The organism is Leuconostoc mesenteroides subsp. mesenteroides, from assembly GCA_009676745.1.
Lineage (GTDB): Bacteria > Bacillota > Bacilli > Lactobacillales > Lactobacillaceae > Leuconostoc > Leuconostoc koreense.
In genome coordinates, this window is record CP046062.1 from 1,330,574 (window position 1) to 1,344,895 (window position 14,322).

Consider the following 14,322-nt stretch of genomic DNA (forward strand, 5'->3'; position numbering starts at 1 on the left):
CTGATTTTTTGTAACCGCTCGCTACTAATGATATAGTAAGCGTAACAAACGAAATGTTTGCTAAACAATGTACATGTTCTTAGTGTATGTTAACAGTATGCTGTGTATTGTATGAAAAAGGGAGGAATTTTATGACAAACATAAATGGAAAATATGGCAAGCAGAATTTTCCAAAACAGAGTCAACCTGAACCAGGATTACAAAGCAAGATGTCGCCAACACCGGATGATGGTGCAACAACCTATGTAGGGCATGACCGACTAAAACATAAGAAAGCACTAATAACCGGTGGTGACTCAGGAATCGGCAGATCTGTGGCGATAGCGTATGCACATGAAGGTGCTGATATTGTGTTAAATTATCTTCCTGAAGAAGAGGCCGATGCACAAGAAGTTAGAGGCATTGTTGAAGCAATAGGTCGTAAAATCAAACTAGTGCCGGGTGATTTAAAGAATGAAACATTCAGCCAAAAGTTGATTGAAGAAACAGTTTCATTTTTTGGTGATTTGAGTATCTTGACATTGGTAGCTGGTAAACAACAAGCGGAAGTTGATATTGCAAATTTGTCGACAGAACAAATAACTGATACTTATGCAACAAATGTTTTTAGTATTATTTGGCTTGTGAAGGCAGCTTTGCCACATATGCAACCGGGTAGTAGTATTATAACAACGAACTCTATTCAGGCGGAGCAACCATCGTCATTTCTTGTGGATTATGCAGGTACAAAAGCTGCTATCAAAAATATGACGATGAGTTTGGCTAAACAATTAGCTAATCGGGGAATTCGTGTGAATAGTGTGGCACCTGGTCCTATTTGGACACCTTTGCAGATTATTGGTGGACAGTTACCGGAAAATATTCCGACATTTGGTCAATCGACACCTATTGGTAGGGCTGGTCAACCAGCAGAATTAGCCGGTGCTTATGTTTTTTTGGCTTCAGATGAATCTAGCTATGTAACGGGCGAGTCAATCAATGTTACTGGTGGTTTAAAGTAAATCATGAGTTTCTTTGAATTTCGTTGATATTAACTAAGCAGTGTTATTTGATTAACGAAGAAAGTGAAGAAAAGATGGATAAAAAAAATAAAAGATTCAGTTTTTGGGATAAACTGTCGATGCTTTTGGCGTTGTCTCAATTATTATTCAGTTTCTATTATTTTGTCAGAAATTGGAAGAAAACAAACGAAGATTAATCAATTTTCATGTTAAGCATAAAGGAGAAAAACTATGTTAAAAAGTGTATTGAAGGTATTGTTGGCATCAACATTAATTCTTGGTGGTATAGTAGTTGGCGGGACCATATTTGCAGCAAAAGGTATCGATAAAGCTGGGGATCGTTTGGAAGAAGAAATTCACAATTAAATCATTCAAAAATAATAACGACAGTAATTTATTAATGAGAAAATGTCGTTATTTTTTAATCTTTACCAAAAACCACAAATCTCTTCTTTTGTAAAGGGGTAAGCGTTATTTTTGTAAACACTTTTTATTAGTGCTATATTTGGCCTAGTGAGTTAGCTACCATAATTCATAGGAAAAAGAATGGAGGAAAGATTATGATTTGGTCATTAATTGTAGGTGCAATTATCGGTGCCATTGCAGGCGCCATTACAAATCGTGGTGAGTCAATGGGGTGGATTAGCAATATTATTGCTGGTCTAATCGGATCGGCTATTGGTCAGGCTTTGTTAGGGCAATGGGGGCCTAGTTTGGCGGGAATGGCAATCATTCCTTCAATAATCGGGGCTGTGATTCTTGTATTAGTCGTGTCAATGGTGTTTGGGATACGAGCAAAACAGTAGCATAAGGTAATAGAGAGGTATGATATGAAGAAAAGTAAAAAAATAATTCTGAGTATTTTCAGCCTCGGATATTTAATTGGGCTTTGTTTGTTAATATGGCCAAAAATAATTGATGAAATATTTCAATTTTTAGCAGCGTTTAATATACATTTGGACTTTAAAAGTGAATCTTTCATTTATTACTACGGTCTTGTACTACTGGCACTGACCGTTCTTGTATTTTTACTCATACTACTGTGGCCAGTAGAATTACCAGATATTCCTTTAAAGCAAACAAAAGAGGGACGTCTTGCTTTGAGTAATCATGGCATCAACCAGTTTATTCAAACAAAACTCTCGGGCGAAGATTTATCGAATATTAAAGTGAAATTGAAAAATACTCGTCGTCAACGAAAATTTTATATTGTTGCTGATTCAGTGTATAAACAGACGACGGTTGAAGAGTTACCACGTATTTCAAACGATTTAACGAAAAGCCTGAATAATTTACTCGCTGGCATAAATCGAATTCCCATTAAAGTTGATATCAAAGTAAATCAGAAATCAAACTCAAAGCGTAAAATCACTCGTGTGATATAAAAAGGAGTGCGGATACAATGAAAGACAAAAAATCAATTAATATTTGGGTTGGTGGTCTTGCGGGTTTCATTCTGTCAACTTTATTAGTAACTGTAGGATTTTGGAAGACGATTTTAATTATAGTTGTTACCCTATTAGCAGGTTGGATCGGCTACTTGCTCGAAGCGTATGATGTCGATTTATCAATTGTCTCTAAAATATTTACGCGTAAAAATTAATTATTTAGATATAGAAAGGATTTAATTATGACTACAGAAAAAGCAACTACACAAAACACCACAACAGAGAATCGTCAACCTAAAGGTGAATTAACGTTTGATGACAAAGTGATTCAAAAGGTAGTGGGCTATGCAATTGAAAATGTGAAAGGGCTGCTAGGTGTTGACGGTGGTTTTGTCGCAAATATTAAAAATAAAATTGTTAATACTGATAACCCTACTGATGGCATTGGTGTTGAAGTCGGCAAAGAACAGGTTGCTGTTGATTTAGATATTATCATGGAATATGGACATAATGCACATGATATTTATAAGCAATTAACAGAAGTAATCACAAAGCAGGTACGAGAAACAACGAGTTTGACGCTAGTTGAGTTGAATGTTGAAGTAGTTGATATTCAAACACACAAAGAATTTGACGAATCACAAACTAGTTTACAAGATCGCGTAACAGACGCTGGCAGCACAATCAAGCAAAAGACTTCAGAGGGTGTTGATGCCGTGAAAAAAACAACTTCTCAAGTAGTCAGCGATAATGATAATCGTGTTAAGTAAAAAGTATTGATACTTGTAATTTATGGTAGCAGTTCAAAGCACAACAGTAAAAACGTTGTGCTTTTTAGCTCTAAGAGAATATGATGAGACAACAAGCTAAATATTTGCGGAAAAAATATGACAGTGGTAGTCTGGACTTAGGTTCTGATAGAGAATCGGAAGGAGAAATATCATTATGGGATTAATTTGGACACTTATTGTAGGTGCAATTATCGGTGCTATTGCAGGTGCAATTACAAGCCGTGGTGCAGCTATGGGCTGGATTAGTAACATCATTGCTGGTTTAATTGGTTCTTGGTTGGGTGAAAGTCTTCTTGGATCATGGGGACCAAGCTTAGCGGGAATGGCACTTGTTCCTTCAATTATTGGTGCAGTTGTATTAGTATTAGTCGTATCTTGGATTACTAGTCGTACAAATAAGTAATTTACAAAAGCTCACTGTGTAAAACTATCATTAACTGTGTTACACAGAAAGTAGGTATAGGAGAAACTTATCATGACAGAAAACAAAAATAAAGAAGAACAAGTTAAGGATCAACAAGAAAAGATTGATCCTGAGTCAACTGCCGAAAATACGAATCTGTATGAACATAATCCCAAAAACGCTGATTATAAGAAAGCTGATTAAGGATTTTATCAGTATTGCCATTAAAGCTTAAATTTGTTGATTAACAAATTAGGCTTTTTTATAAACCTTTTTACGGTAGAATAGGAGCTTTTTAATGAGTTTGAATGAGTTATATGAACTAAATGATGGGCATCACTTACCAAAAATAGGCTTAGGGACTTTTCAAATCCGAGGTTATCAAGGTGTTGACCAAATTTTAAATGCTATACAGAACGGTTACAGATTACTGGACACGTCTACCAATTATGATAGTGAAGGTGCGGTTGGAGAAGCTATTCGTCGTTCCGGTGTGCCACGTTCGCAATTTTATGTAACGACAAAACTGCCTGGCAAATATCACCATTTCGACGATGCTTTGAAGATTATTGAGGAATCGTTGCTTCGCCTAGGCTTAGACTATTTGGATCTTTATTTGATTCATTGGCCACTTCCTAAACGAGATCATTATGTAGAGGCTTGGCAAGCATTGATTGAGGCACAAAGGCGTGGATTGGTTCGTTCGATTGGGGTGTCCAACTTTGAAAAGGAACATCTGGATAAGATTATTTCAGCAACGGGAATTACACCTGCTGTTAACCAAAATGAAATTCATCCATATTGGCCGCAGGAATCATTGGTGGCTACTAATCAAGAGTATGGTATTGTAACTGAGGCTTGGAGCCCATTAGGACGAGGCAGTAGTGAATTAACAGAACCATTAATTTTAAAACTAGCCGAAAAATATGATAAAAACGCTGGTCAAATTATTTTGAGATGGCATATACAACGTGGTATTTTACCAGTTGCTAAAGCCACCACTCCTCAGCACCAGTGGCATAACTTAGATATTTTTGATTTCAGACTGACAGAGACTGAGGTTAGTCAAATATCCGATTTAAAACGTAAAGACGGGCGTGTGGATGACCAAGATCCAAACGAATATGAAGAATTTGTTTAAGTGATTGATGGTTTTCTCATTTTTAAAATTTTTATAAAGGAATGTTGAAAAATATGAAAACTAAATCAAAAAAAGTTAAACTAAATTTTTTGCATTACTGTGTTTATGTTATATCATTAGGTGGTTTTCTATTTGGCTATGATACCGGTGTGATTAATGGTGCACTGGCATTTATGAGTCGTCCGGATCAACTGAATTTGACGCCAACCTTACAAGGCGTTGTGTCTAGTTCACTTGTTATTGGTGCTTGTTTTGGGGCACTCGGCTGTGGCCGAGTTGCTGATAGCATTGGTCGCCGTAAAACACTACGAATCATTGCAGTCGTATTTACAATAACTACGGTGTTGTGTGCTGTTGCTATGAATTTCTGGTTTATGTCACTTTTTCGATTTGTATTAGGGTTAGCAGTTGGTGCTGCATCAAGTTTGTCACCGATGTATTTAGCAGAAATTTCACCGGAAAATTTAAGAAGTGCTAATGTTAATAAAAATGCTATTTTTATTGTACTTGGTCAGTTGTGTGCTTTCATTGTAAATGCAATATTAGGCAATATTTGGGGACATTGGGGTCCGATTTGGCGTGTTATGGTAATTTCAGGTGCAATTCCGTCAATTATTTTGTGGGTTAACTCATTTCGAATTAGTGGTAGTCCGCAATGGTTACTTTTAAAACATCGTTTTAATCGAGCACGAAAAATATTCCGCCGCTTAGGATTTGAAAATACTAACCAGCTCATCAAATCTCAAGGTAAGCAAAGTGATGATGAATTTAATTGGTCAACAGCATTAAAAAATAAGAATTTATTTTATTTGTTATTGACCGGAATTGTGATTGCGTTGATTCAGCAAATATCAGGTGTAAATACCGTAATGTACTACGGTACAATCTTACTTGAAAAGGTTGGTATGGGCGAAAGTGGTTCCTTGTATGCCAACGTGCTAATTGGTGTCGTTTCTGTTATTGCTAGTATATTTGGTACACGATTGATAGAACATACCAATCATCATCGGATATTGGTTATTGGCTTGATTGGTAACGTCGTTTTCATGTCACTACTTGGAACGATTATGAAATCTAATATCTTTTCTCAAGGAGTAACTAATACTTTGGTGCTTGTTAGTTTAATGTTGTTTTTGGCTAATCATCAAGGCATTGTAAGTCCTGTTACATGGCTCTTGTTAGCCGAAATGTTTCCTGGAAATGTTAAGGCGCAATTTATGTCCGTGGCAACTGCAACAACTTGGATAACAAATTTCATCATTAGTTTGATTTATCCGCAGTTAGTTGCCATTCTTGGAACAGCGCTGGTATTCTTCGTTTTTGCTATGTCAAATGGATTAAGTATCTTATTAGCAAGTCTATTTGTCAATAGTAAAAAAATGTCAAAGGCTTATGATGCAGCTAGTCTATCATAGCCTACAAAAAAGGAGTGTAGTTAATGGCTAATTTTTATATTGATACGACAGCGGTTGTACATAAGATTCCACAAACTAGTCGACCCAGGTTTTATATGTTTGGTGTACCAAGTTATACAAATATGGGTGATCAGGCAGTCTCATTGGCCGAAAGAAAATATATTGAGAACGAGTTTCCAAACTATCAATATATCGAGATTATTGAGGAAGACGCTGATGAAGCGATACCTGTCGTCCAGGAGAATTTGCACAAAGATGATGTGATTGCGTTTACTGGTGGTGGTAATATGGGTAATTTGTATCACAATCACGAAGCGGCAAGGCGCAAAGTCTTTTCGACATTTGTTGACAACCTTACGATTTCATTTCCCCAATCAATCCATTTTGAGGATAATGAGGATGGTGAGATTGAAAAGAAAAAAAGCCAGGAAGCTTATAGCAAGAATTCAAACCTTGTTCTTGTAGCGCGCGATGCACAAAGCTTTCATCGTATGCTTACGACTTTTGACAATAAAGTTATTTTCACGCCAGACATGGTATTATATATGAATTCAGTAGACTGGAAGTTTGAACGTAGCGGGGCTTTGTTTGTTTTGCGCCATGATTCAGAGAAAGTGGTTAAGCAGACTACTATTAATAAAATAAAAAAAGTACTCAGTAGCGGTAGACCAGTGGAACGTGTTGACACCGTGCTAGATGAACCAAAAGAAATCACGCCAATCACACGCGAAACTTTATTTGAACAACAGCTAGAATTATTTTCACACCAAGAGATTATTATCACAGATCGTTGGCATGCTATGGTTTTCTCCGTTCTCACTGGTACACCTTGTTTGCTCTTTGGAAATAGTTATGGAAAAGGTAAGCACGCTTACTTCGATTGGTTAGAACATGTGAATTGGATTGATTACACCGATGAGACTGATATCGACCGAATTAAAAGTAAGCTGAGGGAACTGATGAAGCAAACTTGTCATGACTATAATGTGAAAAAAGACTTTCAACAACTTCATGACATTATTGAAGCCAACCAATCTAAATAATACCTTTAAGAACTTAGTCTTTTTTGGCTAGTCTTTTTCGCTTGGACACGCAGGTACTAAGTCACGAATTATGTAAGCGCTAACAATAAATGATATAATTTTGGTATAGATGTATTTTTATTCTTAATACGAAATGAATGATTGTAGTAAAAACAAAAAGGAGTTGTAAGTATGGACACAAAATTTGATATATCCTTTGTACAAGGGCTAACTGTTCGTGAAAAAGCGGAATTAGTAACAGGAAAAGATTTTTGGTTTACAGCAGAAAACCATGAAAATGACATACCAAAAATCATGCTTACAGATGGTCCTTCGGGATTGCGAAAACAGGCAAGTAGTTCAGATGCATTAGGCTTGAATCAAAGTGTTGAAGCTATTGCTTTTCCAAGTTCAGCATTGATGGCTAGCTCATTTGATATGGACATGCTTTATGAATTAGGTCAAAATCTTGGTCAAGCTTCTAAAGCCGAAAATGTTTCAGTTTTGCTGGGACCCGGCATTAATATTAAGCGTTCCCCATTAGCAGGAAGAAATTTTGAATATTTTTCCGAAGATCCATATCTTACTGGTGAACTAGGAAACGCTTATGTGAAGGGGGTTCAGTCGCAAGGCGTTGGCGTAAGTGTCAAGCACTTTGCAGCCAATAATCGTGAAGACCAACGTTTTACCTCTTCCTCAAATGTTGATGAACGTACTTTGCGTGAAATATACTTACTGGCTTTTGAAAAAATTGTTAAAGAGTCACATCCAGCAACATTAATGTGTTCTTACAACGCGATTAATGGTGTGCTCAATTCTCAAAATTACCGTTTGTTAACCGAAATACTGCGAAACGAATGGGGATATACTGGCGTTGTTATGTCAGATTGGGGAGCGGTGGCTGATAATGTTGCCTCCCTAAAAGCAGGTCTAGACTTAGAAATGCCTGGGAATGGTGAATATTCGATTGATAGTATTGTATCTGCTGTCCAAAATGGTCAGCTAGAAGAATCAAAATTGGACATCTCAGTATTACGTGTATTGGCATTAGTTGAAAAATTCCGTTTTAGTGGTGATGATATTACGGATTATGATAAAAATAAGCAACATGAGTTTGCTCGAAAGGCAGCAGAGGATAGTATTATTTTACTTAAAAATGATGATGATATGTTACCAATTAAACAAACTGAAAAAATTGCATTAATTGGTGAATTAGCCCAGAATCCAAGATATCAAGGCGGCGGTAGTTCACATGTAAATGCATACAAAGTTGTTACACCACATGAAGTTGCCAGCAACAGTGATTATAATATTACCTATACTGCAGGGTACAACTTATCTTCGGGAAAAGATAATCCAAATTTAGAAAAACAAGCAGAATTTATTGCTGAGTCGAGTGACAAAATCATTTTCTTTGCTGGTGTCCCAGAACAAGATGAGTCGGAGGGATTTGACAAAAAAAGCATTGATTTACCGGAAAATCAAGTCAAGTTAATTCAAAAACTAGCAACGATTAATCCTAATATCATTGTTGTTCTTCAAAATGGATCAGCGGTCGCAACACCTTGGAGAAGTAAGGTCAAAGCAATCGTAGCAACTTATTTAGCTGGTGAAGCTGTCGGTGAGGCGACATGGAACATTTTGACTGGTCAAACCAATCCTTCAGGTAAATTAGCAGAAACTTTTCCTGAAAAAATTGAAGACACACCGGCGTATGGTACGTTTAATGCTAGTGTAGATGAAGAAAACTATCATGAAGGGATATTTGTTGGTTATCGGTACTATGATTTAAAAAAGAAAGCAGTTGCGTTTCCGTTTGGACATGGATTAAGTTATACAAATTTTAAGTATGAAGATTTGAAAATAGTGGCTAACACGAAGAACCATGTCACGGGAAAGCTCAAAATAACCAATGTGGGCCCAATATACGGCAAGGAAACTGCTCAAATTTATATTCAAAATCTCGCAAGTCATGTTGAAAAATCTCGTCAAGAATTAAAAGCATTTATTAAAGTTGCCCTTAATCCTGGAGAAAGTAAGACTGTCGAATTTTCCTTAAATCGAAGGAGCTTTGCTTGGTATAACGTGAAAAAAAGTTCCTGGCAAGTTGACCAAGGTGATTATATTATAAAAATAGGTAGTTCTTCGCGCGACATTAGATTAGAAAAAAATATTTCTTTAGAAATGGGTATGATAAATGAACGTCCAATCAGCGGAGACACCTATATTAGCGAAATTATTAACCGAGATGGGTTGCATGAACCACTCGTGGCATCGGGTTTGCAAACAGCTATTGAGAGTATTAGTTCGTCCGATAATAATCGAGAGTTAATGGAAAATTTGCCATTGCGAGCAATTATTATGATTGGAGTAAGTGTGGACCAAGTAAATAAGTTTATTAAACTAGCAAATAATTGACCCACTCGTTTATAAGCCACGTTGAAAAGGTTTACTCAAATTAGCTTAGTTAGTAAATATACAGATATCAATAGAGGCTTGCAAACCGTTAATTTTCATTGTATACTTACTTTTAGTAATTAGAAAGAAGGTCACATAAATGACAAAATTTGGTATTATTGTTGGTTCGATTCGTGAAAACTCATTTTCAAAGGGAGTAGCTGATGCGCTTGTTGCTGGCCTGCCTGAAGATGCTGAGGTAAATTACTTAAACATCAGTAATTTGCCACTCTATAATCAAGATTCTGATGCCGATTCACCTGAAGAATTTACAAAATTCCGTGCAGCAGTTGCTGAGCAAGATGCATTTATCTTTGTCACACCTGAGCATAACCGCAGCATTTCAGCTGCTCTAAAAAATGCCCTAGACGTTGCTTCTCGACCTTGGGGTGAAAACGTATGGGCTGGTAAACCAGCGCTAGTTGCTTCACAATCGATTTCTGGGACATCTGGTGTATTGGCTCATCACGTGCTACGCCAATCTTTGGTATTCTTGGATATGCCCACTTTACAGCAACCAGAACTTTATATTGGTAATATTCAAAACTTAGCCGATGAAAATGGGCACATTACTAACGTTGATACGCAAAATTTCCTTGCAGATGCAGCAAAGCAATTTGTTACATTCGCACAAAAGTTTTAATTACGAGTATAAAAACCTGACTTTAGCAATAAGTCAGGTTTTTTATATACTTTGAAATGCGATTAAAATTAAAATGAAGGTATAATAAAGATAGAGGACTTAAATAATATGAGTAAAAACCAATTTGAAAATAGAAACGATGATTTAGGCTCAGAAGACAAGGAATTCAATTCATTTTTTTCTGAAGTACTGCAACGATTTCCTGAGAAAACCTCAAAGATTATACAAAATTCATACGAAACATCAAAATCCAGAGCAGAAAAAATATTAGTTAAGAGTCGATCGAATTTTGATCAAGTTTTTGATACTTTTTTGACGGGAGTTGATCAAAAAACAGCTCAGAAGTGTCATAGAATTATTCATGCTGCATCGTTGAGTGCCGCAATTGTAGGCTGCTCGCCAATTCCTTTTTCAGATGCGTTCTTACTTGTACCAATCCAATTAACGATGATGTCGCGATTGCATAAATTGTTTGGGCAATCATGGTCAGAAGGTTTAGGTAAAAGTTTATCTAAGGAACTTGTAGTGGTAGGTCTTGGTCGTAGCGCAGTAGGAAATGTTATTAAATTCATACCGGCTGTGGGCACTGTATCAGGTGCTATAATAAATGCTTCCGTAGCTGTTTCAATCACTGAGGCTTTGGGTTGGGTGACAGTTAAAATGTTAAATGACGGTGAGGACATATTTGAACAAGCTATGTCATTTCGAGGGCAGTTTGAAATTCTTTTTAAAACACTTAGAAAGGCGAAAAAATAGTTTTAAAGTATTTGATATATTGCATCTTTATTCATTTTTTCATTGGTCATTGGCGAAATTATTAACAGAACATGCACTGAACATCATGGCATATCTGAGAAATAGATTGAAAATAGCCAGGTAATTATAAGTTTGATATTTCATGTTGAATTATCTAACGACGAGACTTATGCGTGGACGAATATACCAATATAAGGGATTAAGTTCACAACTGAAATTTTGGATTATTGTTACTTCTGCAAGCTTAGGAAATAAAAAATAGAACGTAACATAAACCAGTCCTCCGTAAATCTAACTTCTGTTTGTAGTATATCAGAAGTTAGATTTGCCCGGTCTTCATAGAAAACAAAAAATTTGAAATTGTAGATATGAACCTAACAAATGCGGGGGTATTAAAGAAACGGTATAGTATTATAGTATTAAGGAGCATAAAATAATGAAAATGGAATTTCAAGGTTTAACATATGAAGTGATTGGTGAGGGGATTCCTATAGTATTCCTACATGGGCTGTATTTGGACAGAGAATCAACGATGTCCTTCTTCGAACCGCAAGTGAATTTTGACGGTTTTAAGCGTATTTATATTGATTTACCGGGGATGGGGTATTCTATTGCAACGTCATCTGCATCTGCTGACAGCATCTTTGATAGTTTACAGAACTTCATCATGAATATTATTGGGCAAAAAAAATTTATTCTTTTTGGACACTCATATGGTGCCTATATGACTCAAGCACTGGCTTATCATTTTCAAGATCAAGTACTTTCTCTTTTTATGACTTGTCCGGTAATTTATGCTGATAAGAACAGAAGAATACTTGGAAAACACATTAATATTTCTGAGGAAAAAATAGGCACTGATAAAAATAGTCAATATTTTGATGATTTTAAGAAGATGAATGTTGTGCTTAATCAAAGAAGTTGGCATGATTACCAAAACTTAATCATTCCTGGACTACAAAAAGCTAATAAAAACTTTTTGAGTCAATTGCAAGATAATTCTTATTCACTTAGCTTTGAAAACGAGTTACATCATCTGAGCTCGAAAACCGCAGTTTGTATTCTAGTGGGGCGTCACGATCAAGTTGTTGGATACGAACAACAGCTGAAATTGATTGAATTATCTGAATCTACTGAAGGAGCTCTAGTTAATAAGGCCGGACATAATTTAATGATTGATCAGCCTGATCTTGTGCTTTTTACTTTGAAAAAATGTTAGCATCATTAGCGAAAATTCAATTAACTTCTAACTAGATTTTCGTAAGTTTGACTATTACTGTAATAATACCAATTGATTTTGCTTACCCTCTAAAAAAGATGACATTGCAATGATTTGTATATTAAATAGAATCGAGTTACAGTTGATGGTTTAAAAAATTGTATATAAAAAGCAGAAAAAAATTATTTTTTCTGCTTTTTATATTTGGTTATTTACTTGATAAAAATTCTTTTATTGCATCAAATCCTAATTGTCGATTACCGGCCTGACAATGTTGATCACCACCCGATGCTTTATCAAACATAATTGACTTGACGGAAGCAGCATTAATTAATTTGCTATCAATTTCTACTAAGCGGCTACTTGGCACATATTGATCATTTTCGCCAGCTAGTAACAGAACATCCTGATTAATAAGTGGCATAATCGGTTCCATATTATATTTTTGGAACTGTTGTAATAATTCATAAGGTGATTGGGCGCCGACGTTTTCCATACCTTTATTGATTTTCCAGTTAAGATCTAAATTATTGGCCATCATACTTTTGAACATTAGGTTAACTGTGTTAGCATCCTTTGCAGCTAGTAATTGTTCAATTTTAGTAATTTGATCATAAGGCATTCGAATACGTAATGCATCAAAGAAACTATAGAAAATGTCAAATGCAACAACCTTATCCAATCGTTTTTCAAATGCGGCGGCGCGCATCACTAAATATCCACCTAATGACATACCAACTGCACTAGCTCTTTTAAGGTTGAAGTAATCCAATATGACACTTACTGGATTTTCCCAATTATGTATCAAGTGAATTCCTTGACGCAAAGCAGTTCCTTGACCAGGCCCATCAAACACATAAATATTGTAATCAATACCTTTCAAAAATTTTGACATTTTGACCATTTCTTCCATATAGGAATCATATCCGGCAAAGAGTAGTAGATTCTTAGTGGCATTTGGTGTAACTAGTTTTACAACTGGTAGATACCCATTTTCATAAGGGACTTCATACCTTTCGTATTCAAAGTCATTGAAACCTTTATAAAAGTTTTCACGATACTTTTGGTAAGCATTTTCATCTCGAGGATCCTCAGGTGACAAATAAAACTCAGAAGCTTGATAATAAGTTGATGCGATAGAGAAATCACTATCTTGTTCTCTTTCTATAGCTTTGTCGTTCCATGCATTAAACCATGATTCTTCATCTTTTAACTGAGGAATAATAGTTTTTAAATCTTCCTGTACCTTTTCATCATTTTCGTACTCATCGTTGATGAATCGGTTAATTTGTAAATTGAATTGTTCATTTTTAACATACTGTTTAAACATGCTGTTCCTCCTTCTGTTAAGTATATTTTGACATGATGAGGTTAAAATACAACTGGCAAAAGTGGTAATAAAGAACGATATCGTACTGAAAAAAGAAAACAGTATGATATTATTAGTATATATAAATAGAAGGAGCAGCATTGTGTCAAAAGACAAAAGAGTTATCAAAACAGAGAAATTGATTACTGAAACAATGATGCGGTTGTTGGCGACCATGAGTATGTCAAAAATCACTGTCAAGAAAATATGCGATGAAGCATTAATTAGTAAATCAACTTTTTATGATCACTATGTTGACAAGTTTGATGTTGTTGATAAGATTGTTGATGGATATGCGATGGCATTTGATCGTGAAATACGACAAAGATTTGATGCAATACAACAGAACAATACCTTTGAAATTTTTAATAAAATTATTAAAGATATGGCTAATCAAGATAGTGATTTATTGATTTTAATGTCACTTGAACACAATGCACGCAGTGTCCAAGATCGTTTTCACAAAATATTATACGATAATGCCCACATTTTCTTATCAAAACAAAAAATGAACAATCGTTTTTCAGTTGCTTTCTTATCAGAAATTTATGCCGATTTAGCATTAACCTCAATTTCTTTTACGTTAAAACATGCTGAAAGCGAAAAGCTACTAGAAGAGCAAACTGATTTTATGAATTTAATGCAAGAAGTCATTATTTCTAACGTTAAGCGGTAAACATTTTTTATTGGCAAATTGATGAAATTGTTTAATTGGAT

At 35.5% G+C, this 14,322-nt stretch carries 17 protein-coding genes; 16 read left to right on the forward strand and 1 reads right to left on the reverse strand.

Annotation, left to right across the window (positions count from 1 at the left end; all coding sequences use genetic code 11):
• Nucleotides 1–131 precede the first annotated feature (131 nt).
• The 15 genes from GJV51_06585 (at nt 132) to GJV51_06655 (ending at nt 12,236) form a co-directional block, all read left to right on the forward strand.
• The gene (locus GJV51_06585) at nt 132–1,001 is read left to right on the forward strand and encodes an SDR family oxidoreductase (GenBank protein ID QGM25659.1); all 870 of its coding nucleotides are present in this window, start codon (nt 132–134) and stop codon (nt 999–1,001) included.
• A gap of 17 nt (nt 1,002–1,018) precedes the next feature.
• Nucleotides 1,019–1,198, forward strand: coding sequence for a hypothetical protein (locus GJV51_06590; GenBank protein QGM26112.1), 180 nt, complete (start codon nt 1,019–1,021; stop codon nt 1,196–1,198).
• Between the two features lie 34 nt (nt 1,199–1,232).
• Entirely contained in the window at nt 1,233–1,367 is a 135-nt protein-coding gene (locus tag GJV51_06595) for a hypothetical protein (protein ID QGM25660.1), read from the forward strand.
• Between the two features lie 194 nt (nt 1,368–1,561).
• Nucleotides 1,562–1,807 carry a GlsB/YeaQ/YmgE family stress response membrane protein gene (locus GJV51_06600; GenBank protein QGM25661.1) on the forward strand — a complete coding sequence of 82 codons (246 nt, stop codon included), beginning with the start codon at nt 1,562–1,564 and terminating at the stop codon, nt 1,805–1,807.
• 24 nt (nt 1,808–1,831) lie between these two features.
• On the forward strand, nt 1,832–2,386 hold the full coding sequence (amaP, locus tag GJV51_06605) for an alkaline shock response membrane anchor protein AmaP (protein QGM25662.1): 555 nt from the start codon (nt 1,832–1,834) through the stop codon (nt 2,384–2,386).
• Nucleotides 2,387–2,403: 17 nt separating this feature from the next.
• A complete protein-coding gene (locus tag GJV51_06610) occupies nt 2,404–2,604 on the forward strand; it encodes a DUF2273 domain-containing protein (protein ID QGM25663.1) in 201 nt (66 codons plus the stop codon).
• A gap of 27 nt (nt 2,605–2,631) precedes the next feature.
• Nucleotides 2,632–3,159: an Asp23/Gls24 family envelope stress response protein gene (locus GJV51_06615; GenBank protein QGM25664.1), complete on the forward strand. Its 528-nt coding sequence runs from the start codon at nt 2,632–2,634 to the stop codon at nt 3,157–3,159.
• A gap of 175 nt (nt 3,160–3,334) precedes the next feature.
• On the forward strand, nt 3,335–3,583 hold the full coding sequence (locus GJV51_06620; GenBank protein QGM25665.1) for a GlsB/YeaQ/YmgE family stress response membrane protein: 249 nt from the start codon (nt 3,335–3,337) through the stop codon (nt 3,581–3,583).
• Nucleotides 3,584–3,881: 298 nt separating this feature from the next.
• Nucleotides 3,882–4,724 carry an aldo/keto reductase gene (locus tag GJV51_06625; protein QGM25666.1) on the forward strand — a complete coding sequence of 281 codons (843 nt, stop codon included), beginning with the start codon at nt 3,882–3,884 and terminating at the stop codon, nt 4,722–4,724.
• Nucleotides 4,725–4,777: 53 nt separating this feature from the next.
• The gene (locus GJV51_06630) at nt 4,778–6,139 is read left to right on the forward strand and encodes a sugar porter family MFS transporter (GenBank protein ID QGM25667.1); all 1,362 of its coding nucleotides are present in this window, start codon (nt 4,778–4,780) and stop codon (nt 6,137–6,139) included.
• Nucleotides 6,140–6,162: 23 nt separating this feature from the next.
• Entirely contained in the window at nt 6,163–7,182 is a 1,020-nt protein-coding gene (locus tag GJV51_06635; GenBank protein QGM25668.1) for a general stress protein, read from the forward strand.
• Nucleotides 7,183–7,353: 171 nt separating this feature from the next.
• Nucleotides 7,354–9,579 carry a glycosyl hydrolase gene (locus GJV51_06640; GenBank protein QGM25669.1) on the forward strand — a complete coding sequence of 742 codons (2,226 nt, stop codon included), beginning with the start codon at nt 7,354–7,356 and terminating at the stop codon, nt 9,577–9,579.
• A 139-nt stretch (nt 9,580–9,718) separates the two neighbouring features.
• Nucleotides 9,719–10,261 carry an NAD(P)H-dependent oxidoreductase gene (locus GJV51_06645; protein ID QGM25670.1) on the forward strand — a complete coding sequence of 181 codons (543 nt, stop codon included), beginning with the start codon at nt 9,719–9,721 and terminating at the stop codon, nt 10,259–10,261.
• Between the two features lie 108 nt (nt 10,262–10,369).
• On the forward strand, nt 10,370–11,017 hold the full coding sequence (locus tag GJV51_06650) for a DUF697 domain-containing protein (GenBank protein QGM25671.1): 648 nt from the start codon (nt 10,370–10,372) through the stop codon (nt 11,015–11,017).
• Nucleotides 11,018–11,453: 436 nt separating this feature from the next.
• Nucleotides 11,454–12,236: an alpha/beta fold hydrolase gene (locus tag GJV51_06655; GenBank protein QGM25672.1), complete on the forward strand. Its 783-nt coding sequence runs from the start codon at nt 11,454–11,456 to the stop codon at nt 12,234–12,236.
• Between the two features lie 208 nt (nt 12,237–12,444).
• Here GJV51_06655 and GJV51_06660 read toward each other — a convergent pair whose 3' ends face one another.
• A complete protein-coding gene (locus GJV51_06660; protein QGM25673.1) occupies nt 12,445–13,566 on the reverse strand; it encodes an alpha/beta hydrolase in 1,122 nt (373 codons plus the stop codon).
• A 142-nt stretch (nt 13,567–13,708) separates the two neighbouring features.
• Here GJV51_06660 and GJV51_06665 point away from each other — a divergent pair, with 142 nt between their 5' ends.
• Nucleotides 13,709–14,281: a TetR family transcriptional regulator gene (locus tag GJV51_06665; GenBank protein QGM25674.1), complete on the forward strand. Its 573-nt coding sequence runs from the start codon at nt 13,709–13,711 to the stop codon at nt 14,279–14,281.
• Nucleotides 14,282–14,322: the final 41 nt, after the last annotated feature.